The following is a 25812-nucleotide window of genomic DNA, read 5'->3' on the forward strand; positions in this document are numbered from 1 at the left end:
CAGCACCGGCAGGCGAAACCGCATCCGCTCTATTTCCGGGCAATGAACGGACGATGACATGCGCTGGGGCGGCGCGGAAGCGGTGAAATGGTGTTCGTCGGCTGTGTCCCGAAACTTCAGCTCGGGAGCACGATGCAAGCGCCGCCGGCGCGACGCAGCTTGTTGCACAGAGCAGTCGCGGCCTCCCGCGTCGGCTGGGCAACGCGCACGCGGTAGAAGGCGCGCGAGCCGCGCGAGCGCAGCCGTGTGCCGATGATCATCGGTTCGGTGCCCTCAAGGACGGCGGCATAGCGCTTCTGCGCCCGCTGATAGCTGGAGAGTGCCCGCGCCTTGGAGAAATTGCCGGAGAGCTGCACGCCCCAGGGCGCGGTGACGGTGGCGATCTCCTGCGCGATCTCGCCGCCGCCGCGGCGCAGCGCCGCCGTCACGGTAAGGCAGTCGGTTTTCGGCGGCGGGGGCGGTGGCATGGGCTCGGCTGGAGCGCCGGTGGCCGGCGGGCGCAGAGCGGCGGCGCGGTCGGCGGCCCAGTCCTCGGCCGCCCGGCCGGTGACGAAGACCAGATAATCCTGCGTCTCCAGCGGCAGTCCGCCTTCGCCGGCGAGCCAGCGCTCCACCCGTGCCGGGCCGGCATTGTAGGCCGCCGCGGCGAGGCCGAGATTGCCGAAGCGTGCCTCTAGCTCCGCCAGTAGCGCGGCGGAGGCGGGCAGGGCCGCCTCCGGGTCGAAAGGATCGGCGAGGCCCCGCTCGGCCGCCGTGCCGGGCATGAACTGGGCGATGCCCTGCGCACCCTTGGGGCTCACCGCGCCGGAACGGAAGCTGCTCTCGCGCCAGATCAGTCGGGTGAAGAAATCGACCGGCAGGTCGTTGTGGATGGCGGCTCCTTCGATCAGCCGGCACAGCGCCTGCTCGACCGTCTCACCCTGCGCCGATTTCTCGGGTTCGGTCGACGCCGACTTGGGCGGTTCGGCCTCGGCAGGCGCGCGCGAGGGCTCGCCCGCCACTGCTCCGCACAAGGCGAACAGCAGGGCGAGCGCGAGGAACAGGGCGCCTCCGCGTGCGTTAGCCGCGCCGGAGCGGCGTTCCTCCCATTGCGATACGGCCAGCCGTGCCATAAATTGCTTCTACCCGATCCGGGCCCCTCTGACGCGAGCCATGCCGGCGTTTGCGTGATGTCGGATCTAAACCCGACATCCGTGCCGGCCAGAGGAGCCTCGCTTGCCGTCCATCTTTGTTCGACCATCGGGTGCCGCGCCTGCGGACACCGCGATCCCGCTTGTCTCGATCGTGACCCTCGTTTCGGCAGAGTGACCCATGGAATATCTGATTGAACTTGCCGCCAGCCCCGCCGCGTGGGCGGCGCTGGTGACCCTTATCGCCATGGAGGTGGTGCTCGGCATCGACAACCTCCTGTTCATCTCCATCCTGACCAACAAGCTGCCGGAGGACATACGTCCGCGGGCGCGGCGCATCGGCATCGGGCTCGCGCTGATCATGCGCCTCGGCCTGCTCAGCACCGTCGCCTTCATCGTGACGCTGGTCCAGCCGGTGTTCAGCGTGTTCGACCACGCCTTCTCCTGGCGCGACATCATCCTGATCGCCGGCGGCCTGTTCCTGGTGTGGAAGGCGACCAAGGAAATCCACCACGCGATGGCGCCGCACGACGAGCAGGAGGCGTCGCTGGGCGGCACCCTTCAGGTGAGCTTCAGCGCGGCGATCGTGCAGATTCTCATCCTCGACCTCGTCTTCTCGGTCGACAGCATCATCACGGCGGTGGGCATGACCGAGCACATCCCGATTATGGTGATCGCGGTGATCTTCGCGGTGATGACCATGCTGTTCGCGGCGGGTCCGCTGGCGAACTTCATCAACCGCAACCCGTCGATCGTGATGCTGGCGCTCGGCTTCCTGCTGCTCATCGGCACGACGCTGATCGCCGAGGGCTTCGGCGCCCACGTCTCGAAGGGCTACATCTACACCGCCATGGCCTTCTCGGCGGCGGTGGAGGGGCTGAACATGCTGCAGCGTCGGCGGCATGCGCGGAGCAGCGGCGCGCACTAGGCGTGCCCACGCCTGACGTGCGCCGGGGCAAGTGCGCCGCGCCGCACAATGCTATGATCGGGCTCCCCTTTGCCGAGGAGCCCGGTCAATGAGCGATGACGCCGACCCCCGCGTCCCCCAGGATAACGCTGCCGGCGGGCTTTCGAGCCTGCCGGCGGATACCAAGCTGACCGCCACCAAGCAGCGCTGGGCGCGCGAGGGCAAGTTTCTCACCGGGAGGGTGACGCGGCCGGAAGAGGACCGCCTGCCGCCCGGCCAGCATCTGGTGCGCGACTGGCCCGTGCTCGATCTCGGCATGCAGCCGCGCGTCCCCTTGGAGCGCTGGCGGCTCGACATCGACGGCGCGATTGAGAATGCCGTCTCCTGGGACTGGGACACCTTCAAGGCGCAGAAGCAGACGCGGGAGGTGACCGACATCCACTGCGTCACCACCTGGTCGCGCTACGACAATCGCTGGGAGGGCGTCGCCACGCGCGACCTGCTCGACGTCGTCATGCCGAAGATGGAGGCAACGCATGTCATGCTGCACTCCTATGACGGCTACACCACCAATCTCGCGCTTGAGGACTTCGCTGCCGAGGACGCGCTCGTCGTGCACAGCTGGGAGGGACAGCCGCTCACCCGCGAGCATGGCGGTCCGGTGCGCCTCGTGGTGCCGCATCTCTATTTCTGGAAGAGCGCGAAATGGCTGAAGCGGATCGAGTTCCGCACCTCGGACAAGCGCGGCTTCTGGGAGGAGAACGGCTATCACAACCACGCCGACCCGTGGAAGGAAGAGCGCTACTCGGCCGACGAGTGAGCCGTTTCTGGCGGTGCCAAAGTAAAAGGCCCGGACACTTGTCCGGGCCTTTGTCATTTCGGGGTAGGGCGTTCAGCGCGGTCGGAACGTGCTCGGCCGCAAGAAGGCGGGCGGCTGGCGCGCCGGCTCGGACGCCGCGCTCGCCACCTTGCGTGCCGGCGGCTGGCTGGCGGCGCTGCCGGCGAGGCGATTCAGCACCGGTGATCCGCCGGCCTTGCCGAGGCTGCCGAGCGTGTAGCCGGTCTGGCTGGGCGAGGCGCCGGAGGACGCTGCCGGCTTGGCGCCGGAGGTCGTGGCGATCGGACGCGTGGTCGGCGCGTTGCGGGCCAGCTGGGCGGTGCGCGGCAGGTCCGGCGCGACGGCGGGACGCTGCGGCCGGTTGATCGAGAGTTCGGCGCGCAGCTTCGCCCATGTTTCCGCCAGCGCGGTCGGGTCCCAGCTCGGCTCCTTCTCGTCGATCTCCCACTTCTCCATCTTCTCCGGCGTCGCCGCGCCGGCATCGACACGCTCGCGCGGCTCGGGATCGGGCAAAGCGGGCGGCGGGGGAGCGACGGCTTCCGCAGGCGGCGGAACCGCGGCGACGGGAAGCGCCACGGCTGCGATGGGAGCAGCAGCGGAAGCCATTGCCTGGAACGCGGCCGCCTCTCCCGCTAGCGCCGGCTGCGCGAGGGGCTGGGCGAAGACCGCGGCCAGCGCCGGCTGCACCGGCAGGGGAACGTTCCACTTGCCGGTCTCCCACTCGTTGATCGCCCACATCACCGCCGCCCCGAGGCCGGCACCGGCGCAGACGTCAGTGAAGCGCACGCCGGGAACGATGGAGAGATACAGAGCGCACAGGATACCGACGCCGAGATAGCACGCGGGTGCCCGCCATTTGGAGTTCATCACCAAATCCCCCAAAATTTCGAAACAACATAGCTGATTCGTGGGAATCTCAGCGCCTTAGACAAAATAAATCATGTCGAAACGCCGTCTTGAGGGACGAATGACCTCCCGGCGCAGGTCGAATCGGCGACGCCCGTAGGGTAGTTAAGAATAGGTTAACATTATCAGCTGTATTCGCCTGGCGCGGCCGGCTCCGGAACCTGCCCCGGGAGCCGTCGGCCGCATCCGCGCGCGACAACCTGTCAGCGGCATGGGACGGCGAGGAGGGGACTGGTGCCGGGTGAGGGGATCGAACCCCCGACCTTCGGTTTACAAAACCGCTGCACTACCGCTGTGCTAACCCGGCAAACTGATATTCCCGCAGGAATTCAGTACGGACGGCACATTGCACACCGATGGCCATGTGCCGTCTTCTGTGCCGTACCGATCGGGTCGCGGCGTTCTTCTCTTGGCGCGCACCGGCCTTCCGGTCAAGCCGCTTGCGCGCTGCCGCTTCCGAGTGAGGAAGTCAAATGGCGCACGCGCTATAGCCAGCTATCCGGCCGCTAGGCTGTCTGGCCGGCGGCCTCAAGGATCAGCGCACTCACCTCGTCGGGACGCGAGATCAGCGACAGATGGCTTGCCGGGAGCTCGATGGTCTTGGCGCCCATCCGCTTGGCCATGAAGCGCTGCAGGTCGGGGTTGATGGTGCGGTCCTCGGTCGAGACCGCATAGAAGCTTGGCTTGGAGCGCCAGGCCGCCCGGGTCACCTTGCCGGCGAGCAACGGCTTGCGGAAGGGCTCCTGCACGGCATAGAGCACCTTGGCTTCGGCCGCCGGCAGGTCGCCCGCGAAGTCCCGCAGGAACGCCTCTTCGCTCAGCCAGCCCTCGTCGCCGTCGAACACGATACCCGCGGAGGCGGGTGCCGCCGGATAGGTCTTCGCCAGCGCGGCATAATCCTCGTCGGCGTCCGGGCCGCGTGCCGCGACATAGACCAGCGCCGACACGTTCGGATGGACGCCGGCCTGTGTCACGATCATCCCGCCAAAGGAGTGTCCCACCAGAACGGTCGGGCCGTCCTGACGCGCCAGCACGCATTCCGCCGCCTCGACGGACTCCGGCAGCGTGGTCAGCGGGTTCTGCACCGACATGGCGTTCAGCCCCTTGGCCTGAAGCCGCGCGATCACTTTGCTCCAGCAGGAGCCGTCGGCGTAGAGACCGTGAACGAAGACGACGTTGCGTGCCGGAGCCGGCTTGTCGGTGCTCGCGGCGATGCCGCGGGAAGCTGCCAGCGAAGCCACGGCTCCGATGGCCACGGCTTTCGAGAAGGTGCGGCGGTTCATCATTGGGATCTCCATAGGACCTGTCCGGTCGCGGGAGTGTCGATCGAAGCCGAGCCCGCCGTTACGCACTCGCACGGTCGTCAACGGGTGTTTGCGCGGACGACCGCCCGTAGCCGACGATGGACTCGGCAGGCGCTCCGCGATCCCGCCACGGGATACCGTCCAGCGGTAAAACCGGATGGGATCGAAATTCGACGTTGCGTCACGGGCGGGCTTCTGCGAGACCGGACCCTGGGGGAGGTAGCTCGGGACCGCGTGCCGATCCCCTTTCGCCAGCGGGGCCGCCGGCGAGGCGCGCGCAATGGGAGGCTTACAATGAAGCGACATATCGTCGGACTGGCGGCGCTGCTGCTGGCCGGCATGGCCGGCAGCGCGTCGGCCCAGACCATGAGCTATGCCGAAGCCGGTGCCCTGATCGCCAAGAGCTGCGGCCCGTCGATCGAGCGCTTCTGCGCGAAGGTGAACATCGGCACCGGGCAGGTGCAGCAGTGCCTGACGCAGCACAAGGACCAGGTGCCGGCCCAGTGCTTCAGCGATTTCGTGGCGGCGCAGGCTTCGCTGTCGAAGCGCAACGCGGCGCAGGACAGTGCCTTCAACGTCTGCAACGCCGAAATCCGCCAGTTCTGCCCCGGCGTGAAGCCGGGCGACGCCCGCATCCTCGATTGTCTCCTCGCTTCGAGCAAGGTTGTCCGCGGCGCCTGCAAGCAGGTGATCGTCGACGCCGGCTGGCAGTGACGCGCCGCAACCAAGCCTGATCGGAGAGATGAGATCATGACCCGCATCACCGCTCGCGCCGCGCGCCTCGCCCGGAATGCCGCCCTTGCCGCGCTGCTCGCGGCGCCGTTCGCGGTCGCGCCCGCCGCCGCGCAGACCAGCCTGACCAACCAGCAGATCCTGCAGGGCCTGACCGCCACCACGCAGGAAGAGCCGACCATCACCGCCCAGCTGCTTCGCCAGATGGCCGAGCAGGCCGTGGCGAACAATGTGCCGCTCGACCTCAACAAGTCGGCGGTCGCCGCCCAGCTCTTCAAGCTGGCGCAGATCACGGTGCAGATCCAGTTCGCGCTGGGTTCCGACATCATCCGCCCGGAATCCTACGCCACGATCGGCGCGATCTCGGATGCGCTGCACCACCCGATCCTGTTCAACTACCACTTCCTCATCGTCGGCAACACGGACACGACTGGCACCCGGGCGAACAACCTGAAGCTCAGCCAGGCCCGCGCGGATGCCGTGAAGCAGGCGCTGGTGACGGTGTTCGGCGTCGATCCGGCCCGCCTCGAGGCGGTCGGTCTCGGCCAGGAGGACCTGCAGACCCCGAACGACCCGACCAACCCGATCAACCGCCGCGTGCAGTTGTTCAATATCGGCCTCGAGTAAGGCGACGGCGGTTTCGCACCGCCGTCCTTTCCGGCTATAGCGACGGCCGGGCGCCATGATTGGCGCCCGGCCGTATTGTTTTCCAGCACCGGAACGAGTCCATTCCCATGAGCATCAAGAGAATCGAAGTCGGCCCGCGCATGAGCCAGGCCGTGGTCCATGGATCGGTCGCCTATCTCGCCGGCCAGGTTGCCAAGGGCGAGAATGTCACGACCCAGACCGAGGCGGTGCTTGACCAGATCGACGCGCTGCTGGCCGTCGCGGGCACCGACAAGACCAAGCTGCTGACCACCACCATCTATCTCGCCGACATGGCGACCTTCGGCGAGATGAACGCCGTGTGGGACAAGTGGGTTTCGGCCGGCAACACGCCGGCCCGCGCCACCGTCGAGGCCGCTCTGGCGACACCGGAATATAAGGTCGAGATCGTCGTCACTGCGGCGATCTGATATCCGCCACCGCCTGCCGGCGACGTGCCTTAACGAGAAAGGCCCCGTCTCGCGACGGGGCCTTTTTATTGCGGGGAGGCTCCGTCCCGGAGGGGCGGAGCCGGGCGCCGGCTCAGTGCCAGTCTTCCAGGTTCCGGTCCTTGGTCTCCGGCAGGAAGATCAGGCCGATGACGACGGTCATCAGCGCCACCACGATCGGGTACCACAGGCCGGAGAAGATGTTGCCGGTGGCCGCCACTATGGCGAAGGCGGTGGGCGGCAGGAAGCCGCCGAACCAGCCATTGCCGATGTGGTAGGGCAGCGACATGCCGGTGTAGCGGATGCGGGTCGGGAAGAGCTCGACCAGCAGGGCGGCGATCGGGCCGTACACCATCGTCACGTAGAGGACGAGGATGAACAGCAGGCCGATCAGCGACAGCGTGCGCGCATCGGTCAGCACGCCGCCGACGGTCGGCTGCTTGACGATCGAGGCGTCGCCCACCTTGGGATAGCCGGCCGCCTGCGCCGCTGCCACGGTGGCCGTGCCGATCGCCGCGCCGGTCGGCTCGGGTGCGGTCACTGCCGTGCCGTTGATCGTCACCGCGACGGGCGAGCCGGCCGGGCCGGGCTTCAGCTCATAGTGCATGGAGTTGGTCGCCAGCGTGCGACGCAGGACGTCGCAGGGACGGGTGAAGACCCGCACGCCGACCGGGTCGAACAGCGTGCCGCATTCCGCCGGATCGGCGGTGATGTCGATCTTCACGTTCTCCGTCGCCGCGATGAGGTTCGGGTTGGCGACGCGGGCAATGTTCTCGAACAGCGGGAAATAAGTGACCGCCGCGATGAGGCAGCCGGCGATCAGGATCGGCTTGCGGCCGATCTTGTCCGACAGCCAGCCGAAGAAGATGAAGAACGGCGTGCCGATCAGGAGGCTGAAGGCGATGAGCAGGTTCGCCGTCGTGCCGTCGACCTTCAGCGTCTGGGTGAGGAAGAACAGCGCGTAGAACTGGCCGCAATACCACACCACGGCCTGACCGGCGGTGCCGCCGAGCAGGGCGATCAGGGCGATCTTGGCGTTGCTCCACTTGCCGAAGGCCTCGGTGAGCGGCGCCTTCGAGCGGCGGCCCTCGTCCTTCATCTTCTGGAAGGCCGGGGATTCGCTCAGCGACAGCCGGATCCAGATCGAGAAGGCGAGCAGGATGATCGACAGCAGGAACGGGATGCGCCAGCCCCAGGCGTTGAAGTCCTCGGGCGTCATCGACAGGCGCAGCGACAGGATCACCAGCAGCGACAGGAACAGGCCGACGGTCGCCGTGGTCTGGATCCAGGAGGTGTAGAAGCCGCGCCGTCCGTGCGGGGCGTGCTCGGCCACGTAGGTCGCCGCGCCGCCATATTCGCCGCCGAGCGCGAGGCCCTGCAGCAGGCGGCAGATGATGAAGATCACCGGGGCGGCATAGCCGATGCTTTCATAGCTCGGCAGCAGGCCGACCAGGAAGGTGGCGATGCCCATGATCGTCATGGTGACGAGGAAGGTGTACTTGCGGCCGATGAGGTCGCCGAGGCGGCCGAACACCAGGGCGCCGAAGGGGCGGACCGCGAAGCCGGCGGCGAAGCCGAACAGCACGAAGATGAACTTCGCCGTGTCGTTGGTGCCGGGCACGAAAGTGGCGGCGATGTTGGCCGCGAGCGAGCCCGCAAGGTAGAAGTCGTACCATTCGAAGACGGTGCCGGCGGAGGAGGCGATGATCACCTTCCTCTCTTCCCGGGTCATCGGGGCCGCCTTTCGGGCGGGCCCTGCTGTAGTTACGCTCATGTTCGTTCCCTTCCCCAGAATAAGTCGCGCCGATGTTCAGACGTGCAGCAATGTCCGCACGCGCGAAAGGACGAGCTCGTCCGCGAGGCCCGTCGATAGTCTTTGTCGAGTTTGGGAGTTCCGTCCGGGAACACCTCGCACTCGGGCTGTCTCCTCCCGGAAGAGGCCCGCGACGACTTGAGCGGCGGCCTTCCCCGGTCTTAGGCGCGCGCAATTCTGCGATTCCGTCGCTGCCTTAAAGGAAAGCTTGGCGAAACATGTTCGGTTTGACGATTGGCAATTGGTCGTAAACTCGCGCAATTGCTGCGGCGCGGGAGAAATCGCCGGCGCGCGAAGTATTTTCCGCCGCTGTCAGGCGGGCCGGGCGACAGCGCGCCGGGCGAGGTAGAGCGCGAGCGCGGCGGCATTCGAGACGTTCAGGCTGACGATGGCGCCGGGCAGGTCGATACGGGCGAGTGTGTCGCAGGTCTGGCGGGTGAGCTGGCGCAGGCCCTTGCCCTCGGCGCCGAGCACCAGCGCCACCGGCGCGCGCATCGCCGTATCGGCAAGATCGGCCGGGCCTTCGCTGTCGAGGCCGACCACCTGCACGCCGCGCTCCTTCAGCTCCTCCAGCGTGCGGGCGAGATTGCCGACGAAGCAGAACGGCACATGCTCCAGCCCGCCGCTGGCGCTCTTCGCCAGCACGCCGGTGGCGGCCGGGCTGTGGCGGGCGGTGGTGACAATCGCCCCGACCTTCATCGCCGCCGCCGAGCGCACAATGGCGCCGACATTGTGCGGGTCGGTGATCTGGTCGAGCACCAGCAGGAGGTCGCTCTCCGCCGCCTTGGCGAGGCTGAGCGCGGGCAGGGGATCGCATTCCGCCAGCAGACCCTGATGCACCGCGTCGGGGTCGAGCAGCCGGTCGATCTCGCCCGGCCGCACGATCTCCGGCTTCACCTTGAGCGGAATCGATTCTTCTTCCAGCCGCTTGGCGGCGTTTTCGGTGGCGAGCAGGCGGCGGATCTTGCGGCGCGGATTGCGCAGCGCCTCGGCAACGCTGTGCCAGCCATAGAGGATCGCCACGTCGTCCGGCCAGGCGCCAAAGGGACGGCCCGCCGGCCGCGGACGCGGTTGGCGCTGGGAGGCATGGTACGGCCGGGCGGGGCGGCGAGGGCGATCGTTCATGTCGCGCGTTCTGTCACGGCGTGCCCGGCTTGGCAATTTGTGCGCGCGCGCATTCGCTTGCGACCGGGGACGGTGCCGCGGGCGGGGTTGACAGGGCAGGGGCACGTCACCATAAAGCCCGCCGCACGGGAACCGGCGTTCGCGCCGGCTTGCCCCGTGAGGTCGACAGGCGACATCGCGCCGGCAACGACCGCGACGTGCCTGAGTGACTTGGGGGAGTGTCCCGAGCGGCAAAGGGGGCGGACTGTAAATCCGCTGGCTATGCCTTCGTAGGTTCGAGTCCTACCTCCCCCACCACCTCGCCTCTCGCTAGATTACCTCTGCCTTGCGGGTGTAGCTCAATGGTAGAGCAACAGCCTTCCAAGCTGATGACGAGGGTTCGATTCCCTTCACCCGCTCCAATTCCACCAAGGATACCTATATAGGCGACGGCCGGTCCCGCGCTCCCGCGCGGACTTATCGGGTCGTCCGGCCGGGTTTTCGGGAAATGCGTGCCGCGTCGTCGCGGAGCACCTCACGCGGCGCGTGAAAGCGGCGTGTGAAACCGCTCTTGCGGAAACGCGGGAAACCGCCTATCCCACGGCCCGATTTTTCGCGACCCGCTGTCGCTGAAGGAAACGAGTTATGGCCAAAGAGAAGTTCAACCGTTCGAAGCCTCACTGCAACATTGGGACGATTGGCCATGTTGACCATGGCAAGACGTCGTTGACGGCGGCGATCACGAAGGTTTTGGCGGAGTCTGGCGGCGCGACGTTCACGGCGTATGACCAGATCGACAAGGCGCCGGAAGAGAAGGCGCGCGGCATCACGATCTCGACCGCGCATGTCGAGTACGAGACGACGAACCGCCACTACGCGCACGTCGACTGCCCCGGCCACGCCGACTATGTGAAGAACATGATCACCGGCGCGGCGCAGATGGACGGCGCGATCCTGGTGGTGTCGGCGGCGGACGGCCCGATGCCGCAGACCCGCGAGCACATCCTCCTGGCGCGCCAGGTCGGCGTTCCGGCGCTGGTGGTGTTCCTCAACAAGTGCGACATGGTCGACGACGAGGAACTGCTTGAGCTGGTGGAGCTCGAGGTTCGCGAGCTGCTGTCGAAGTACGACTTCCCCGGCGACGACATCCCGATCATCCGCGGCTCGGCGTTGGTGGCGCTTGAGAACGGCGATCCCAAGCTCGGCCGCGACGCGGTGCTGAAGCTGATGGAAGCGGTCGACGCCTACATCCCGCAGCCGGAGCGTCCGATCGACCAGCCCTTCCTGATGCCGATCGAGGACGTGTTCTCGATCTCGGGCCGCGGCACGGTGGTGACCGGCCGCGTCGAGCGCGGCATCATCAAGGTGGGCGACGAAGTCGAGATCGTCGGCATTCGTCCGACCACCAAGACGACGGTGACCGGTGTCGAGATGTTCCGCAAGCTGCTGGACCAGGGCCAGGCGGGCGACAATGTCGGCATCCTCGTCCGCGGCACCAAGCGCGAGGACGTGGAGCGCGGCCAGGTGGTGTGCAAGCCGGGTTCGGTGAAGCCGCACACCAAGTTCAAGGCCGAGGCGTACATCCTGACGAAGGAGGAGGGTGGCCGTCACACGCCGTTCTTCACCAACTATCGTCCGCAGTTCTATTTCCGGACGACGGACGTGACGGGCATCGTGACGCTGCCGGAAGGCACGGAGATGGTGATGCCGGGCGACAACATCACGGTTGACGTGGCGCTGATCGTTCCGATCGCGATGGAAGAGAAGCTGCGCTTCGCCATCCGCGAGGGCGGCCGCACCGTCGGCGCCGGCGTCGTCGCCTCCATCATCGAGTGAACCTCCCGGCTTCGGCCGGTACGGGAAACTGCGACGGGCGCCTTCGGGCGCCCGTTTGCGTTTGGGGGCACGGGTAAGCCGCTTGGACATCCTCCGAGGCTCGCTGCACTAGCGCCTCGGGATAAGGTTCATCGGAACGTCACTTGTCCAAAGCGAGCTTGACGCCCCCTCTTTACATGCCCCCATCGCATCGCCTAGGAAGGCGCGCCCGCGTCGCCGGGTCTAGGAGTGTAGCTCAACTGGTTAGAGCACCGGTCTCCAAAACCGGGGGTTGGGGGTTCGAGTCCCTCCACTCCTGCCACCCTCTCAAGGGGTGGCAGCGGACCGCCAGGCGAGCCATTTCCCCACCCTGCGTCGAAACTAATGCCCGCGCGGCCTTGCGGAAGCGGCGGCCGCGCACAAATCTTCACGGCGTCCTTTGACGCGACGGGCCGCACAGGCTATACGCCCGGCCTACCCTTCGATTTGGATTGGACAGCGCGGGACTTAAATCCCCCGCGCTAGAAGCGTTTCGAGACGAATATGGCGAAGACGAATCCCGTCGAGTTCTTTCAGCAGGTGCGCGCGGAAGCCCGCAAGGTCACCTGGCCGACCCGTCGCGAGACGCTGATCACCACGGCGATGGTGTTCGTCATGGTGGTGCTGGCCTCGCTGTTCTTCCTGGTCGCCGATCAGATCCTGAGCTTCGTGATCGCTCAGGTCCTGCAGATCGGCCGGTGAGGAGAGAACCGATGTCGATGCGCTGGTACATCGTCCACGCCTATTCGAACTTCGAGAAGAAGGTCGCCGATTCCATCAAGGAGCAGGCGGCTCAGCGCGGGCTCACCGACCTGTTCGAGCAGGTGCTGGTGCCGACCGAGAAGGTCGTCGAGGTGCGCCGCGGCCGCAAGGTCGACGCCGAGCGCAAGTTCTTCCCCGGCTATGTGCTGGTGAAGATGGACCTCACCGACGAGGCCTTCCACCTCATCAAGAACACACCGAAGGTCACCGGCTTCCTCGGCGCCGACAACAAGCCGATGCCGATCGCCGAGAAGGAGGCGATGCGCATCCTTCAGCAGGTGCAGGAAGGCATCGAGCGGCCGAAGCCCTCCATCACCTTCGAGGTGGGCGAGACCGTCAAGGTGTCGGACGGCCCCTTCGCGTCGTTCAACGGCATCGTCGAGGAAGTCGACGACGCCCGTTCGCGCCTCAAGGTCGCGGTGTCGATCTTCGGCCGCGCCACCCCGGTTGAGCTGGAGTTCGCCCAGGTCGAGAAGACCTGAGCTGCGGTCTCGGCGGCAGACGGAAGTTTCGGAAGGCGCGGGCAGGGTCCCGCGCCTTTTTCGTTCGGCGCCTGCGTTAGCCCGTTAACACCGCGGCGCCTGCCGCCCGGCCTATCCTCTCCCGACACCCCACACGGGCGTGACCAAGGGAGGATGAAGATGGCTGCCAAACGCATCCTGATGATCGTCGGCGACTATGTGGAAGACTACGAGACCATGGTGCCGTTCCAGGCGCTGCTCGCCGTCGGCCATACCGTGCATGCCGCCTGCCCGGACAAGAAGGCCGGCGACAGCGTCGCCACGGCGATACACGATTTCGACGGCGCGCAGACCTATTCGGAGAAGCGCGGGCACAATTTCGCGCTGAACGCGACTTTCGCCGACGTCGACCCGGCCCGCTACGACGCGCTGGTGATCCCCGGCGGGCGGGCGCCGGAATATCTGCGCCTGAACCTGAAGGCGATCGAGATCGTCAAACACTTCTTCGATGCCGACAAGCCGGTCGCCGCCATCTGCCATGGCGCCCAGCTTCTCGCCGGCGCGCGGGTGCTTGAGGGGCGCACCTGCTCGGCCTATCCCGCCTGCCGGGCGGAGGTGGAGCTCGCCGGCGGCACCTATGCCGACATCGCCATCGATGCGGCGGTGACCGACGGCAACCTCGTCTCCGCCCCGGCCTGGCCCGCGCATCCGGCCTGGATCGCCCAGTTCCTCGCTGTGCTCGGCACCAGCATCTCCCACGGCGAGGTGAGCACGGCGCGCAAGGCTGCGTGAGCCCGCCTTCGCGGGCGCGGCAAGCGGGACTATGATGGCGCGGCGGGGCAGGGGTGTTCCGCCGCGAAGGGAGGCCGTCATGTGCAAGCTCTTCATCGAGGCCGATCCGCGGCTCTGGCAGACGCGGCTGAAGTCGGTGCGGCTCAACGGCTTCTCCACCAGCGTGCGGTTGGAGAACCTCTACTGGCAGGTGCTTGACGAGATCGCCCAGCGCGACGGCATGAGCCTGCCGCAGCTGCTAGCGAAGCTGCATGAGGAGCTGGTCTTCGCCCATGGCGAGGTCGAGAACTTCGCTTCCTTCCTGCGCGTGTGCTGCGGGCGCTACCTAGCCCTGCAGCTCGAAGGCGACGTGCCGCGCGATCTGTCGACGCCGATCCGCAGCCTCGACGCCGACGCCATCCTTGCCCGCGAGGCGCGCCGCAGCGGACGTGGGCGCAGCTTGTCCTCCGTCGCCTGAATACCTATCTGGGCGAGGCATGCCGCCGGTCTCGGCCGGCGCATTGCCTTGGCGTGCGATTTGCTGTATCGCACCGCCCGCGTCCCTCGGGCCGCATCCATACGCGGGAGGCACGGCCGGTTCGCCAGCCGGCGTGAAAAACGTGCCGCGACCGCGATCCTCAATATGCGTTGCCCGCGATGAAGCCGTCGCGGCGGCGTGCTTTGGCGTTTGCGGCCGGCAGCCGCGGCGCCGAGGAGTTCACTATGGCGAAGAAGATTACCGGCTACGTGAAGCTGCAGGTGCCGGCCGGCTCGGCCAACCCTGCGCCGCCGATCGGCCCTGCGCTTGGTCAGCGCGGCCTGAACATCATGGAGTTCTGCAAGGCGTTCAATGCCCAGACCGGCCAGCTTGAAAAGGGCATGCCGATCCCGGTCGTGATCACCGCCTACCAGGACCGTTCCTTCACCTTCGAGCTGAAGACCCCGCCGGTCTCCTACTTCCTGAAGAAGGCCGCCGGCCTCGACACGAAGAAGAAGCCGGGCTCCGGTTCCAAGACCCCGGGCAAGGGCGGCTTCGCCGGCAAGGTCACGCGCGCCCAGCTCGCGGAGATCGCCGAGAAGAAGATGAAGGATCTGAACTGCGACACCGTCGAATCGGCGGTCCGCATGATCGAGGGCTCTGCCCGTTCCATGGGCCTCGAAGTGGTGGGTTGAGCTGATGGCCAAGATTTCCAAGCGTGTGCGCGCCGTGCGCGAGGGTGTCGACCCCGCAAAGCTGTACGGCCTCGATGAGGCGATCGCGCTCCTGAAGGAGCGGGCGACCGCGAAGTTCGACGAGACCATCGAACTGGCGATGAATCTCGGCGTCGATCCCCGCCATGCCGACCAGATGGTCCGTGGCGTGTGCAACCTGCCGAACGGCTCGGGCCGCACCGTGCGCGTCGCCGTGTTTGCGCGTGGCGCCAAGGCCGACGAGGCCAAGGCGGCGGGTGCCGACATCGTCGGCGCCGAGGATCTGCTCGAGACCATCCAGGGCGGCACGATCGACTTCGACCGCTGCATCGCCACTCCGGACCTGATGCCGCTGGTCGGCCGTCTCGGCAAGGTGCTCGGTCCGCGCGGCCTGATGCCGAACCCGAAGGTCGGCACCGTCACCATGGACGTGAAGGGTGCCGTCGAGGCCGCCAAGGGCGGCGCGGTCGAGTTCCGCGTCGAGAAGGCGGGCATCATCCACGCCGGCATCGGCAAGGCCTCGTTCCCGGTCGAGAAGCTCGCCGAGAACATCCGCGCCTTCGCCGACGCGGTGGTCAAGGCCAAGCCGACCGGCGCAAAGGGCACCTATGTCCAGCGCATCGCGCTGTCCTCGACCATGGGCCCCGGCCTGAAGGTCGAGCCGGCCTCGGTGCTGACGGCGGGCTGACGCCCGATCGGGTGAAATGAGCGAGCGGGGCCGGTCGCGGCCCCGTGATCGCACGGGTGTGGATTTGTCAAGCCCTTGATGCTATCAGGGGTGACAAATCCCAATGGACCCACTATATGGACGGTTTCGCGCCCGGCGTGAGTCGAGTGTGAACCAACGAAATTCGAAGCTTTCGCCCGCGTAAAACCGGGCGGAGAGGCCGGCAGGGCTCGCCTTGCCGGCTTTAAGTCCTGTCCGAGACTGCCGGCGCCCCTCATTCGAGGTGGCTTAATCCCGCAAGGGGCCAGCATAGACGGGGTACGGACCGTGAGAAAGGTTCCGGCGGCGCCGGGACTTGGATTTCGGCTCGAACCAGCGCCTTGGCCGGTTTTCGGTCCCAAGGGGACAGGATGCTAACCGTCGTCTCTCCGCGAGGAGGGGCGGCAAGGCGCAAACCCGGCGGGGAAGTTTCCCTTCCTCGCCACCGGAGAGCAAGTGAAGTGGATCGAGCACAAAAAGAAGAGCTCGTCACGTCGCTCACCGAGGTGTTCAACACCACCTCGGTCGTCGTCGTGGCCCACTATTCCGGCCTCACCGTGGCTCAGATGTCGAACCTGCGTCGGCAGATGAAGGCCAGTGGTGCGACCGTGAAGGTGGCGAAGAACCGCCTCGCCAAGATCGCTCTCGAAGGTTCGGAAGTCGCTCACGTCGCGTCCCTGCTGAAGGGTCCGACCATCATCGCTTATTCCAGCGATCCCGTAGCGGCTCCGAAGGTTGCCGTCGACTTCGCCAAGGCGAACGACAAGTTCGTCATCCTGGGCGGAGCGTTCGGCAAGACGGCCCTCAACCCCGATGGTGTCAAGGCTCTGGCCACGATGCCGTCCCTTGATGAACTGCGTGCGAAGCTGATCGGCCTCATCCAGGCCCCGGCGACCAAGATTGCGCAGCTCAGCACCGCGCCGGCAGCGAAGCTGGCCCGCGTGTTCGGGGCTTACGGCCGCGAGAACGAAGCCGCGTGAGGCTTCCCGGTAATACTGGTTCGAACCGAAATCCAAGGACTTAAGCAAAATGGCTGATCTGTCGAAGCTCGTTGACGAGCTTTCCAACCTGACCGTTCTCGAGGCTGCCGAGCTCGCGAAGCTCCTCGAAGAGAAGTGGGGCGTCTCCGCCGCGGCCGCCGTGGCCGTCGCCGCCGCTCCGGGCGCCGCTGGCGGCGCTGCTGCTCCGGCTGCCGAAGAGCAGACCGAGTTCACTGTCGTCCTGGCCTCGGCCGGCGACAAGAAGATCGAAGTCATCAAGGAAGTCCGCGCCATCACCGGCCTGGGCCTCAAGGAAGCCAAGGACCTCGTCGAGGCCGCGCCCAAGCCGATCAAGGAAGGCGTGTCCAAGGACGAGGCCGAGAAGATCAAGGCCCAGGTCGAGAAGGCCGGCGCCAAGGTCGAGCTCAAGTGATCATCTGATCATGAGGAGGCCGCCGGTTCGCCGGCGGCCTCAGCCTTCGGTTGCGTGCCGAAGGCGGATTTCGAGAAGTGCAGGGAAGCCCCGACGGCTTCCCCGACGGTCCGAGAGGGATCGTCCGGCGAGCCGTCGGACGCGGAATGGTCGGAGGGCTGGCACCTTGGTGCCGCATCCTTGACCGATTGTTCCGCGATCATGCGCCTCCACGGAATAGGGCGGGATATTCCCGCCGGGTCGTGGAGCGCGCGGACGGGTACTCGGACGGAGCGAGGAGCGACATGGCGCAGACGTTCACCGGTCGTAAGCGGGTCCGCAAGTTCTTCGGCAAGATCACGGAAGTGGCCGAGATGCCGAACCTCATCGAGGTTCAGAAGGCGTCCTACGACCAGTTCCTGCAGATCGACGAGCCGAAGGGCGGTCGCGCGGACGACGGCATTCAGGCGGTTTTCAAGTCGGTTTTCCCGATTTCGGACTTTTCGGGCGCTGCCATGCTCGAATTCGTCCGCTACGAGTTCGAACCGCCGAAATATGACGTGGACGAGTGCCGGCAGCGTGGCATGACCTTCGCCGCGCCGCTCAAGGTGACGCTGCGCCTGATCGTGTTCGATGTCGACCCGGATACCGGCTCCAAGTCCGTCAAGGACATCAAGGAGCAGGACGTCTACATGGGCGACATCCCGCTGATGACCTCGAACGGTACGTTCATCGTGAACGGCACCGAGCGAGTCATCGTGTCCCAGATGCACCGCTCCCCGGGCGTGTTCTTCGACCACGACAAGGGCAAGACCCACTCTAGCGGCAAGCTGCTCTTCGCCGCCCGCATCATCCCGTATCGCGGTTCCTGGCTCGACATCGAGTTCGACGCCAAGGACATCGTCTATGCGCGTATCGACCGCCGCCGCAAGATTCCGGTGACGAGCCTGCTCTTCGCCCTCGGCCTCGACGGCGAGGAGATTCTCAACACCTTCTACGAGACCATCGCCTTCACCCGCACGAAGGACGGCTGGCGCATGCCGTTCGATCCCAAGCGGATGAAGGGCTACAAGGCCGTGGCCGATCTCGTCGACGCCGATACCGGCGAAGTCGTGATCGAGGCCGGCAAGAAGGTGACGGTCCGCCAGGCCCGCCAGCTCGCCGAGAAGGGCCTCAAGGCGCTCAAGATCTCCGACGAGGAGATGGTCGGTCAGTACGTGGCCGAGGACCTGGTGAACCCGTCGACCGGCGAGATTTATGTCGAGGCCGGCGAGGAAGTCACCGAGAAGATGCTCAAGCAGCTCGCGGAGCTCGGCTATGACGAGCTCCCGATCCTCGACATCGACCATGTGAACGTTGGCGCCTACATCCGCAACACGCTGGCGATCGACAAGAACCTCACCCGTGAGGACGCGCTGTTCGACATCTACCGGGTCATGCGCCCGGGCGAGCCGCCGACGCTCGATTCCGCGCAGGCGATGTTCCACTCGTTGTTCTTCGACTCCGAGCGCTACGACCTCTCGGCCGTCGGCCGCGTGAAGATGAACATGCGCCTCGACCTCGACGCCGAGGACACGGTGCGCGTGCTGCGCCGCGAGGACATCCTCGCGGTCATCAAGACGCTGGTCGAGCTGCGCGACGGCAAGGGCGAGATCGACGACATCGACCATCTCGGCAACCGCCGCGTGCGCTCCGTCGGCGAGCTGATGGAGAACCAGTACCGCGTCGGCCTGCTGCGCATGGAGCGCGCCATCAAGGAGCGCATGTCGTCCGTCGACATCGACACCGTGATGCCGCAGGACCTGATCAATGCGAAGCCGGTGGCGGCGGCGGTGCGCGAGTTCTTCGGCTCGTCGCAGCTCTCGCAGTTCATGGACCAGACCAACCCGCTCTCCGAGATCACCCACAAGCGCCGCCTCTCGGCGCTTGGCCCGGGTGGTCTGACGCGCGAGCGTGCGGGCTTCGAGGTGCGCGACGTGCACCCGACCCACTATGGCCGCATCTGCCCGATCGAGACGCCGGAAGGCCCGAACATCGGCCTGATCAACTCGCTGGCGACCTTCGCCCGCGTGAACAAGTACGGCTTCATCGAGGCGCCCTACCGGCGCGTCAAGGACAGCCAGGTCCAGGACGAGGTGGTCTATCTCTCCGCTATGGAGGAGGGGAAGTACTACGTCGCGCAGGCCAACATCCCGCTCGACGCGGAAGGCCGCTTCACCGAGGACCTGATCGTCTGCCGTCACGCCGGCGACGTGCTCCTGGTGACGCCGGACCGCGTGGACTTCATGGACGTGTCGCCGAAGCAGCTCGTCTCGGTCGCGGCCGCGCTCATCCCGTTCCTTGAGAACGACGACGCGAACCGCGCGCTGATGGGCTCGAACATGCAGCGCCAGGCGGTGCCGCTGGTTCGCGCCGATGCGCCTTTCGTCGGCACCGGCATGGAGTCGGTGGTCGCCCGTGACTCGGGTGCCGCCATCGCGGCGCGCCGCACCGGCATCATTGACCAGGTGGACGCCACCCGTATCGTCATCCGCGCGACGGAAGAGAACGATCCGTCGAAGTCGGGCGTCGACATCTACCGGCTGCAGAAGTTCCAGCGCTCCAACCAGTCGACCTGCATCAACCAGCGTCCGCTGGTGCGCGTGGGCGACCGGGTGAAGAAGGGCGACATCATCGCCGACGGTCCCTCGACCGATCTCGGCGACCTGGCGCTCGGCCGGAACATCCTCGTCGCCTTCATGCCGTGGAACGGCTACAACTTCGAAGACTCGATCCTTCTGTCGGAGAACATCTCCAAGGGCGACGTCTTCTCCTCGATCCACATCGAGGAATTCGAGGTGATGGCCCGCGACACCAAGCTGGGTCCGGAGGAAATCACGCGCGACATTCCGAACGTGTCGGAAGAGGCGCTGAAGAACCTCGACGAAGCCGGCATCGTCTATATCGGCGCGGAAGTGCAGGCGGGCGACATCCTCTGCGGCAAGATCACGCCGAAGGGTGAGAGCCCGATGACCCCCGAGGAGAAGCTGCTTCGCGCCATCTTCGGCGAGAAGGCGGCCGACGTCCGCGATACCTCGCTGCGCGTTCCCCCGGGTGTCACCGGCACGGTCGTCGAGGTCCGCGTGTTCAACCGCCATGGCGTCGACAAGGACGAGCGCGCCCAGGCGATCGAGCGCGAGGAGATCGAGCGTCTCGCCAAGGACCGCGACGACGAGCAGGCGATCCTCGACCGCAACGTCTTCGGCCGTCTCGCCGAGATGCTCGACGGCAAGACCGGCGTCGCCGGTCCGAAGGGCTTCAAGAAGGACACCGCCATCACCCGTTCGGTGCTCGCCGAGTATCCGCGCAGCCAGTGGTGGCAGTTCGCGGTTGCCGACGATCAGCTGATGGGCGAGCTGGAGGCGATCCGCAACCAGTACGACGAGTCCAAGAAGCGTCTGGAGCAGCGCTTCCTCGACAAGGTCGAGAAGCTGCAGCGCGGCGACGAGCTGCCGCCCGGCGTGATGAAGATGGTCAAGGTCTTCATCGCCGTGAAGCGCAAGATCCAGCCGGGCGACAAGATGGCCGGCCGGCACGGCAACAAGGGCGTGGTCTCGCGCATCGTCCCGGTCGAGGACATGCCGTTCCTTGAGGACGGCACCCCGGTCGACATGGTGCTCAACCCGCTCGGCGTGCCTTCGCGCATGAACGTCGGCCAGATCCTGGAGACGCATCTGGGTTGGGCCTGCGCGGGTCTCGGCAGGGTCATCGACCGTGCCATCGAGAGCTACCGGCAGACCAACGACGTCGCGCCGCTGAAGGACGCGTTCGGCAAGATCTACGGCAAGGACGAGACCATCGCCTCGCTCGACGAGGACGGTCTGGTCGAGCTCGGATCGAACCTGCGCCGCGGCGTGCCGATCGCCACGCCGGTGTTCGACGGCGCCCGCGAGGCGGACATCGAGCACATGCTGGAACTGGCGGGCCTCGACAGTTCAGCGCAGTCGACGCTGTTCGATGGCCGTACCGGCGAGCAGTTCGACCGTAAGGTCACCGTCGGCTACATCTACATGCTGAAGCTGCATCACCTTGTCGACGACAAGATCCATGCTCGCTCGATCGGTCCGTACTCGCTCGTCACTCAGCAGCCGCTGGGCGGCAAGGCGCAGTTCGGCGGCCAGCGCTTCGGCGAAATGGAGGTGTGGGCGCTCGAGGCATACGGCGCGGCCTACACGCTGCAGGAGATGCTTACCGTCAAGTCGGACGACGTGGCGGGCCGCACCAAGGTCTACGAGGCCATCGTGCGCGGCGACGACACCTTTGAGGCGGGCATTCCCGAGAGCTTCAACGTTCTCGTGAAGGAGATGCGTTCGCTCGGCCTGAACGTCGAGCTGATGAACTCCAAGACCCACGCTCCGGTGCCGACCCCGGGCGAGAGCCTGCCGGCGGCCGAGTGACCGACGAACCCCGCGCGGGCGCCCCTTCAGGGTGGTGCCCGCGCCCTTCGTTCGCGCGATAGACAGACTTTTCAGTGACCCCGACTACCCGCGGCGGCGGTGGCAGGGTCCAGCCGAAGGAGACGGCGATGAATCAAGAGGTCATGAATCTCTTCAACCCGGCGGCGCCGGCGCCGACTTTCGATCAGATCAAGATCTCGATCGCGAGTCCGGAAAAGATCCTGTCGTGGTCCTTCGGTGAGATCAAGAAGCCGGAGACCATCAACTACCGCACGTTCAAGCCCGAGCGTGACGGTCTGTTCTGCGCGCGCATCTTCGGCCCGATCAAGGACTACGAGTGCTTGTGCGGCAAGTACAAGCGCATGAAGTACAAGGGCATCATCTGCGAGAAGTGCGGCGTCGAGGTCACGCTGTCGCGCGTGCGCCGCGAGCGCATGGGCCACATCGAGCTCGCCGCCCCCGTCGCGCACATCTGGTTCTTGAAGTCGCTGCCGAGCCGCATCGGCCTGCTGCTCGACATGACGCTCAAGGACCTCGAGCGCATCCTGTACTTCGAGTACTACTGCGTCATCGAGCCGGGCCTCACCCCGCTGAAGGAACGTCAGCTCCTCTCGGAAGAGGACTATCTGCGCGCCCAGGAAGAGTATGGCGAGGATTCGTTCACCGCGCTGATCGGCGCTGAGGCGATCCGCGAGCTGCTGCGCGGCATGGACCTCGAGAAGATCGCCGGCAACCTGCGCAAGGAGATCGCCGAGGCGACCACAGAGCTCAAGCCTAAGAAGCTCGCCAAGCGCCTGAAGATCGTCGAGGCCTTCCAGGAGTCCGGCAACAAGCCGGAGTGGATGATCCTGACGCATGTCCCGGTGATCCCGCCGGACCTGCGCCCGCTCGTCCCGCTGGATGGCGGCCGCTTCGCGACCTCCGACCTCAACGACCTGTACCGCCGCGTCATCAACCGCAACAATCGCCTGAAGCGACTGATCGAGCTGAAGGCGCCGGACATCATCATCCGCAACGAGAAGCGCATGCTTCAGGAAGCGGTCGATGCGCTGTTCGACAACGGCCGTCGCGGCCGCGTCATCACGGGCGCCAACAAGCGCCCGCTGAAGTCGCTCGCCGACATGCTGAAGGGCAAGCAGGGCCGGTTCCGCCAGAACCTGCTCGGCAAGCGCGTCGACTATTCCGGCCGTTCGGTGATCGTCGTCGGTCCCGAGCTGAAGCTGCACCAGTGCGGCCTGCCTAAGAAGATGGCGCTGGAGCTGTTCAAGCCCTTCATCTATTCGCGCCTCGACGCCAAGGGCCTGTCCGCCACCGTGAAGCAGGCGAAGAAGCTCGTCGAGAAGGAGCGTCCCGAGGTGTGGGACATCCTCGACGAGGTGATCCGCGAGCATCCGGTGATGCTGAACCGCGCCCCGACGCTGCACCGCCTGGGCATCCAGGCGTTCGAGCCGGTGCTGATCGAGGGCAAGGCGATCCAGCTTCACCCGCTGGTCTGCGCCGCCTTCAACGCCGACTTCGACGGCGACCAGATGGCGGTTCACGTGCCGCTGTCCATCGAGGCGCAGCTCGAAGCCCGTGTGCTGATGATGTCGACCAACAACATCCTGCACCCGGCGAACGGCGCGCCGATCATCGTGCCGTCGCAGGACATCGTGCTCGGCCTCTACTACCTCACCATGATGCGCGACAACGAGCCCGGCGAGGGCATGGCGTTCGCGAACATGGGCGAGATCGACCACGCCCTCGGCAACAAGGTCATCACCCTGCACACCAAGGTGCGCGGGCGGTACATCGGCGTGGACGAGAACGGCAACGAGGTCTCCAAGATCTACGAGACCACGCCGGGCCGCATGAAGCTCGGCGAGCTGCTACCGCGCAGTTCCAAGATCACCTTCGACGTCGTCAACAAGCTGATGACCAAGAAGGAAATCTCGAACATGATCGACACCGTCTACCGCCACTGCGGTCAGAAGGAGACGGTCATCTTCTGCGACCGGATCATGTCGCTCGGCTTCCACAACGCCTTCCGCGCCGGCATCTCGTTCGGCAAGGACGACATGGTGGTGCCCTCCAAGAAGTGGGACATGGTCGAGGAGACCCGTGCGCTCACCAAGGAGTACGAGCAGCAGTACAATGACGGCCTGATCACCCAGGGCGAGAAGTACAACAAGGTCGTCGACGCCTGGGGCAAGTGCTCCGCGCGCCTGGCCGACGAGATGATGGCCGAGATTTCGGCGGTGAAGACCGACCCCAAGACGGGCCGGGCTAAGCCGATCAACTCGATCTACATGATGGCGCATTCCGGCGCGCGCGGCTCGCGCGAGCAGATGCGCCAGCTGGCGGCCATGCGCGGCCTGATGGCCAAGCCTTCGGGCGAGATCATCGAGACGCCGATCATCTCGAACTTCAAGGAAGGCCTCTCGGTTCTCGAATACTTTAACTCGACCCACGGCGCTCGTAAGGGCCTCGCGGACACCGCGCTGAAGACCGCGAACTCGGGCTACCTCACCCGCCGTCTGGTCGACGTGGCGCAGGACAGCATCATCACGATCCGCGATTGCGGCACCGACAACGGCATCGCCATGCGCGCCATCGTCGACGCCGGCCAGATCGTCGCGACGCTGGGCTCGCGCGTGCTCGGCCGCACCACGGCGGAGGACGTGATCGAGGGCGGCACGGGCAACGTGCTGATCCCGGCCGGCCACATGATCGACGAGGCCGATGTCGAGCGCATCAGCAAGGCGGGCGTGCAGGAGATCAAGATCCGCTCCGTGCTCACCTGCGAGGCCAAGAACGGCGTCTGCGGCACCTGCTATGGCCGCGACCTCGCGCGCGGCACGCCGGTGAACATCGGCGAGGCGGTCGGCGTCATCGCGGCGCAGTCGATCGGGGAGCCGGGCACCCAGCTCACGATGCGCACCTTCCACATCGGTGGCGCGGCGCAGCTCTCCGAGCAGTCCTTCATCGAGGCCTCCTTCGAGGGCACGGTGAAGATCCGCAACCGCAACGTGGTGCGGAACTCGGAAGGCGAGCTGATCGCGATGAGCCGCAACCTCTCCGTCCTGATCGTCGATCATGACGGCTCGGAGAAGGCGGCGCACCGCATCCAGTTCGGCGCCAAGCTGAAGGTGGACGAGGGCGACGCGATCAAGCGCGGCCAGCGCATCGCCGAGTGGGACCCTTACACCCGCCCGATCCTCACCGAGGTCGAGGGTACGGTGGGCTACGAGGACCTGGTGGAAGGCGCCTCGCTGAGCGAGACGGTCGATGAATCGACCGGCATCGCCAAGCGCGTCGTTACCGACTGGCGCACCGGTCGCGGCTCTGAGCTGCGTCCCTCGCTGGTGGTGAAGGGGCCGGACGGCAAGGTGCTGAAGCTGCAGCGCGGCGGCGACGCCCGCTACACGCTGCCGGTCGATGCGATCCTCTCGGCCGATCCGGGTTCGCACATCAAGGCCGGCGACGTGCTTGCCCGCGTGCCGATGGAAAGCGCCAAGACCCGCGACATCACGGGCGGTCTGCCGCGCGTGGCGGAGCTGTTCGAGGCTCGTCGTCCGAAGGACGCGGCGATCATCGCCGAGATCTCCGGCACGATCCGCTTCGGCAAGGACTACAAGAACAAGCGCCGCCTCTCCATCGAGCCGCAGGACTCGACCGACGACACGGTCGAGTACCTGATCCCGAAGGGCAAGCACATCCACCTGCAGGATGGCGACCTCGTCGAGAAGGGCGACTTCATCGTCGACGGCAACCCGGCGCCGCACGACATCTTGGCGATCAAGGGCGTCGAGGAACTCGCCGCCTATCTGGTCAACGAGATCCAGGAGGTCTACCGGCTGCAGGGCGTGCTCATCAACGACAAGCACATCGAGGTGATCGTCCGCCAGATGCTGCAGAAGGTGGAGATCGACGACGCCGGCGACAGCGACCTGCTCACCAACGAGCAAATCGACGCTTCGGAGTTGAACGAGCTGAACGAGGTGCTCATCGCCGAGGGCAAGAAGCCTGCGGCCGGCCACCCGGTGCTGCTCGGCATCACCAAGGCGAGCCTGCAGACGCGCTCCTTCATCTCGGCCGCCTCCTTCCAGGAGACGACCCGCGTGCTCACCGAGGCGGCGGTCAACGGCAAGTCCGACGACCTCGCCGGCCTCAAGGAGAACGTCATCGTCGGCCGCCTCATCCCGGCGGGCACCGGCGCGCAGATGTCGAAGCTCCGCGTCACTGCTACGACGCGCGACGATCTCATCGCCGCGCAGAACGAGCAGGACAACGGCGCCAGCAACGCGCCGCAGATCGAAGGTCCCGCCGCCGCCGAGTGATCGGCTCCGGCATTCTCGAATCTCGCATCTTCGAAAGTGGAAGAGGCCGCCCGTGAGGGCGGCCTTTTTCGTTCGGCGGGGCCGGCGTGGGG

Annotated in this window: 21 protein-coding genes and 4 tRNA genes; 19 read left to right on the forward strand and 6 right to left on the reverse strand. The window is 66.3% G+C overall.

Annotated features, from left to right (window positions below; translation table 11 throughout):
* Window positions 1–116: 116 nt before the first annotated feature.
* Window positions 117–1112, reverse strand: a complete 996-nt coding sequence (locus SNOV_RS07070; protein WP_013166233.1) for a transglycosylase SLT domain-containing protein — start codon at window positions 1110–1112, stop codon at window positions 117–119.
* Between the two features lie 199 nt (window positions 1113–1311).
* Between SNOV_RS07070 and SNOV_RS07075 the strand changes: the two genes are divergently transcribed.
* Together SNOV_RS07075 and SNOV_RS07080 are read left to right on the forward strand one after the other, a co-directional pair.
* Window positions 1312–2058 (forward strand): TerC family protein, encoded by a 747-nt coding sequence (locus tag SNOV_RS07075; protein ID WP_013166234.1) that lies wholly within the window; start codon window positions 1312–1314, stop codon window positions 2056–2058.
* A gap of 88 nt (window positions 2059–2146) precedes the next feature.
* Window positions 2147–2857 (forward strand): sulfite oxidase-like oxidoreductase, encoded by a 711-nt coding sequence (locus tag SNOV_RS07080; protein WP_013166235.1) that lies wholly within the window; start codon window positions 2147–2149, stop codon window positions 2855–2857.
* A gap of 72 nt (window positions 2858–2929) precedes the next feature.
* Here the strand turns inward: SNOV_RS07080 and SNOV_RS07085 are convergent, their stop codons facing one another.
* The 3 genes from SNOV_RS07085 to SNOV_RS07095 form a co-directional block, all read right to left on the reverse strand.
* The gene (locus SNOV_RS07085; RefSeq protein ID WP_013166236.1) at window positions 2930–3742 is read right to left on the reverse strand and encodes a hypothetical protein; all 813 of its coding nucleotides are present in this window, start codon (window positions 3740–3742) and stop codon (window positions 2930–2932) included.
* Between the two features lie 271 nt (window positions 3743–4013).
* Window positions 4014–4088, reverse strand: a tRNA-Thr gene (locus tag SNOV_RS07090).
* 199 nt (window positions 4089–4287) lie between these two features.
* Complete coding sequence (locus SNOV_RS07095; protein WP_041782072.1) at window positions 4288–5067, reverse strand: alpha/beta hydrolase; 780 nt, start codon at window positions 5065–5067, stop codon at window positions 4288–4290.
* 312 nt (window positions 5068–5379) lie between these two features.
* On the opposite strand from SNOV_RS07095, the gene SNOV_RS07100 reads away from it, so the two are divergent.
* The 3 genes from SNOV_RS07100 to SNOV_RS07110 all read left to right on the forward strand — a co-directional run bounded on the left by SNOV_RS07100 (window position 5380) and on the right by SNOV_RS07110 (window position 6893).
* The gene (locus tag SNOV_RS07100; RefSeq protein ID WP_013166238.1) at window positions 5380–5799 is read left to right on the forward strand and encodes a cysteine rich repeat-containing protein; all 420 of its coding nucleotides are present in this window, start codon (window positions 5380–5382) and stop codon (window positions 5797–5799) included.
* A 36-nt stretch (window positions 5800–5835) separates the two neighbouring features.
* On the forward strand, window positions 5836–6444 hold the full coding sequence (locus tag SNOV_RS07105; protein ID WP_013166239.1) for an OmpA family protein: 609 nt from the start codon (window positions 5836–5838) through the stop codon (window positions 6442–6444).
* A gap of 107 nt (window positions 6445–6551) precedes the next feature.
* Window positions 6552–6893, forward strand: a complete 342-nt coding sequence (locus tag SNOV_RS07110; protein ID WP_013166240.1) for a RidA family protein — start codon at window positions 6552–6554, stop codon at window positions 6891–6893.
* 112 nt (window positions 6894–7005) lie between these two features.
* Here SNOV_RS07110 and SNOV_RS07115 read toward each other — a convergent pair whose 3' ends face one another.
* Both SNOV_RS07115 and rlmB read right to left on the reverse strand, forming a co-directional pair.
* A complete protein-coding gene (locus tag SNOV_RS07115; RefSeq protein WP_013166241.1) occupies window positions 7006–8685 on the reverse strand; it encodes an MFS transporter in 1680 nt (559 codons plus the stop codon).
* 351 nt (window positions 8686–9036) lie between these two features.
* Entirely contained in the window at window positions 9037–9849 is an 813-nt protein-coding gene (rlmB, locus tag SNOV_RS07120; protein ID WP_013166242.1) for a 23S rRNA (guanosine(2251)-2'-O)-methyltransferase RlmB, read from the reverse strand.
* A 212-nt stretch (window positions 9850–10061) separates the two neighbouring features.
* Here rlmB and SNOV_RS07125 point away from each other — a divergent pair.
* The 14 genes from SNOV_RS07125 to rpoC all read left to right on the forward strand — a co-directional run bounded on the left by SNOV_RS07125 (window position 10062) and on the right by rpoC (window position 25720).
* Window positions 10062–10146: transfer RNA gene (locus SNOV_RS07125), tRNA-Tyr, on the forward strand.
* A 30-nt stretch (window positions 10147–10176) separates the two neighbouring features.
* Window positions 10177–10250: transfer RNA gene (locus SNOV_RS07130), tRNA-Gly, on the forward strand.
* Between the two features lie 223 nt (window positions 10251–10473).
* Window positions 10474–11664 (forward strand): elongation factor Tu, encoded by a 1191-nt coding sequence (gene tuf / locus SNOV_RS07135; protein ID WP_013166243.1) that lies wholly within the window; start codon window positions 10474–10476, stop codon window positions 11662–11664.
* 224 nt (window positions 11665–11888) lie between these two features.
* A tRNA-Trp gene (locus SNOV_RS07140) sits at window positions 11889–11965 on the forward strand.
* 221 nt (window positions 11966–12186) lie between these two features.
* The gene (gene secE, locus SNOV_RS07145; protein WP_013166244.1) at window positions 12187–12384 is read left to right on the forward strand and encodes a preprotein translocase subunit SecE; all 198 of its coding nucleotides are present in this window, start codon (window positions 12187–12189) and stop codon (window positions 12382–12384) included.
* 11 nt (window positions 12385–12395) lie between these two features.
* Complete coding sequence (gene nusG, locus SNOV_RS07150) at window positions 12396–12926, forward strand: transcription termination/antitermination protein NusG (protein ID WP_013166245.1); 531 nt, start codon at window positions 12396–12398, stop codon at window positions 12924–12926.
* A 159-nt stretch (window positions 12927–13085) separates the two neighbouring features.
* On the forward strand, window positions 13086–13697 hold the full coding sequence (locus SNOV_RS07155; RefSeq protein WP_013166246.1) for a DJ-1/PfpI family protein: 612 nt from the start codon (window positions 13086–13088) through the stop codon (window positions 13695–13697).
* A gap of 79 nt (window positions 13698–13776) precedes the next feature.
* Window positions 13777–14154, forward strand: a complete 378-nt coding sequence (locus SNOV_RS07160) for a ribbon-helix-helix domain-containing protein (RefSeq protein ID WP_013166247.1) — start codon at window positions 13777–13779, stop codon at window positions 14152–14154.
* A gap of 245 nt (window positions 14155–14399) precedes the next feature.
* Window positions 14400–14849, forward strand: a complete 450-nt coding sequence (gene rplK / locus SNOV_RS07165; protein WP_013166248.1) for a 50S ribosomal protein L11 — start codon at window positions 14400–14402, stop codon at window positions 14847–14849.
* 4 nt (window positions 14850–14853) lie between these two features.
* Complete coding sequence (rplA, locus tag SNOV_RS07170; protein WP_013166249.1) at window positions 14854–15555, forward strand: 50S ribosomal protein L1; 702 nt, start codon at window positions 14854–14856, stop codon at window positions 15553–15555.
* Window positions 15556–16034: 479 nt separating this feature from the next.
* Window positions 16035–16553, forward strand: coding sequence for a 50S ribosomal protein L10 (gene rplJ, locus SNOV_RS07175; RefSeq protein WP_013166250.1), 519 nt, complete (start codon window positions 16035–16037; stop codon window positions 16551–16553).
* A 49-nt stretch (window positions 16554–16602) separates the two neighbouring features.
* Window positions 16603–16986 carry a 50S ribosomal protein L7/L12 gene (gene rplL / locus SNOV_RS07180; protein WP_013166251.1) on the forward strand — a complete coding sequence of 128 codons (384 nt, stop codon included), beginning with the start codon at window positions 16603–16605 and terminating at the stop codon, window positions 16984–16986.
* A 284-nt stretch (window positions 16987–17270) separates the two neighbouring features.
* Window positions 17271–21401: a DNA-directed RNA polymerase subunit beta gene (rpoB, locus tag SNOV_RS07185; protein ID WP_013166253.1), complete on the forward strand. Its 4131-nt coding sequence runs from the start codon at window positions 17271–17273 to the stop codon at window positions 21399–21401.
* Window positions 21402–21529: 128 nt separating this feature from the next.
* Window positions 21530–25720, forward strand: a complete 4191-nt coding sequence (rpoC, locus tag SNOV_RS07190; RefSeq protein ID WP_013166254.1) for a DNA-directed RNA polymerase subunit beta' — start codon at window positions 21530–21532, stop codon at window positions 25718–25720.
* Window positions 25721–25812 lie beyond the last annotated feature (92 nt).

It is taken from the genome of Ancylobacter novellus DSM 506, assembly GCF_000092925.1.
Taxonomy (GTDB): domain Bacteria; phylum Pseudomonadota; class Alphaproteobacteria; order Rhizobiales; family Xanthobacteraceae; genus Ancylobacter; species Ancylobacter novellus.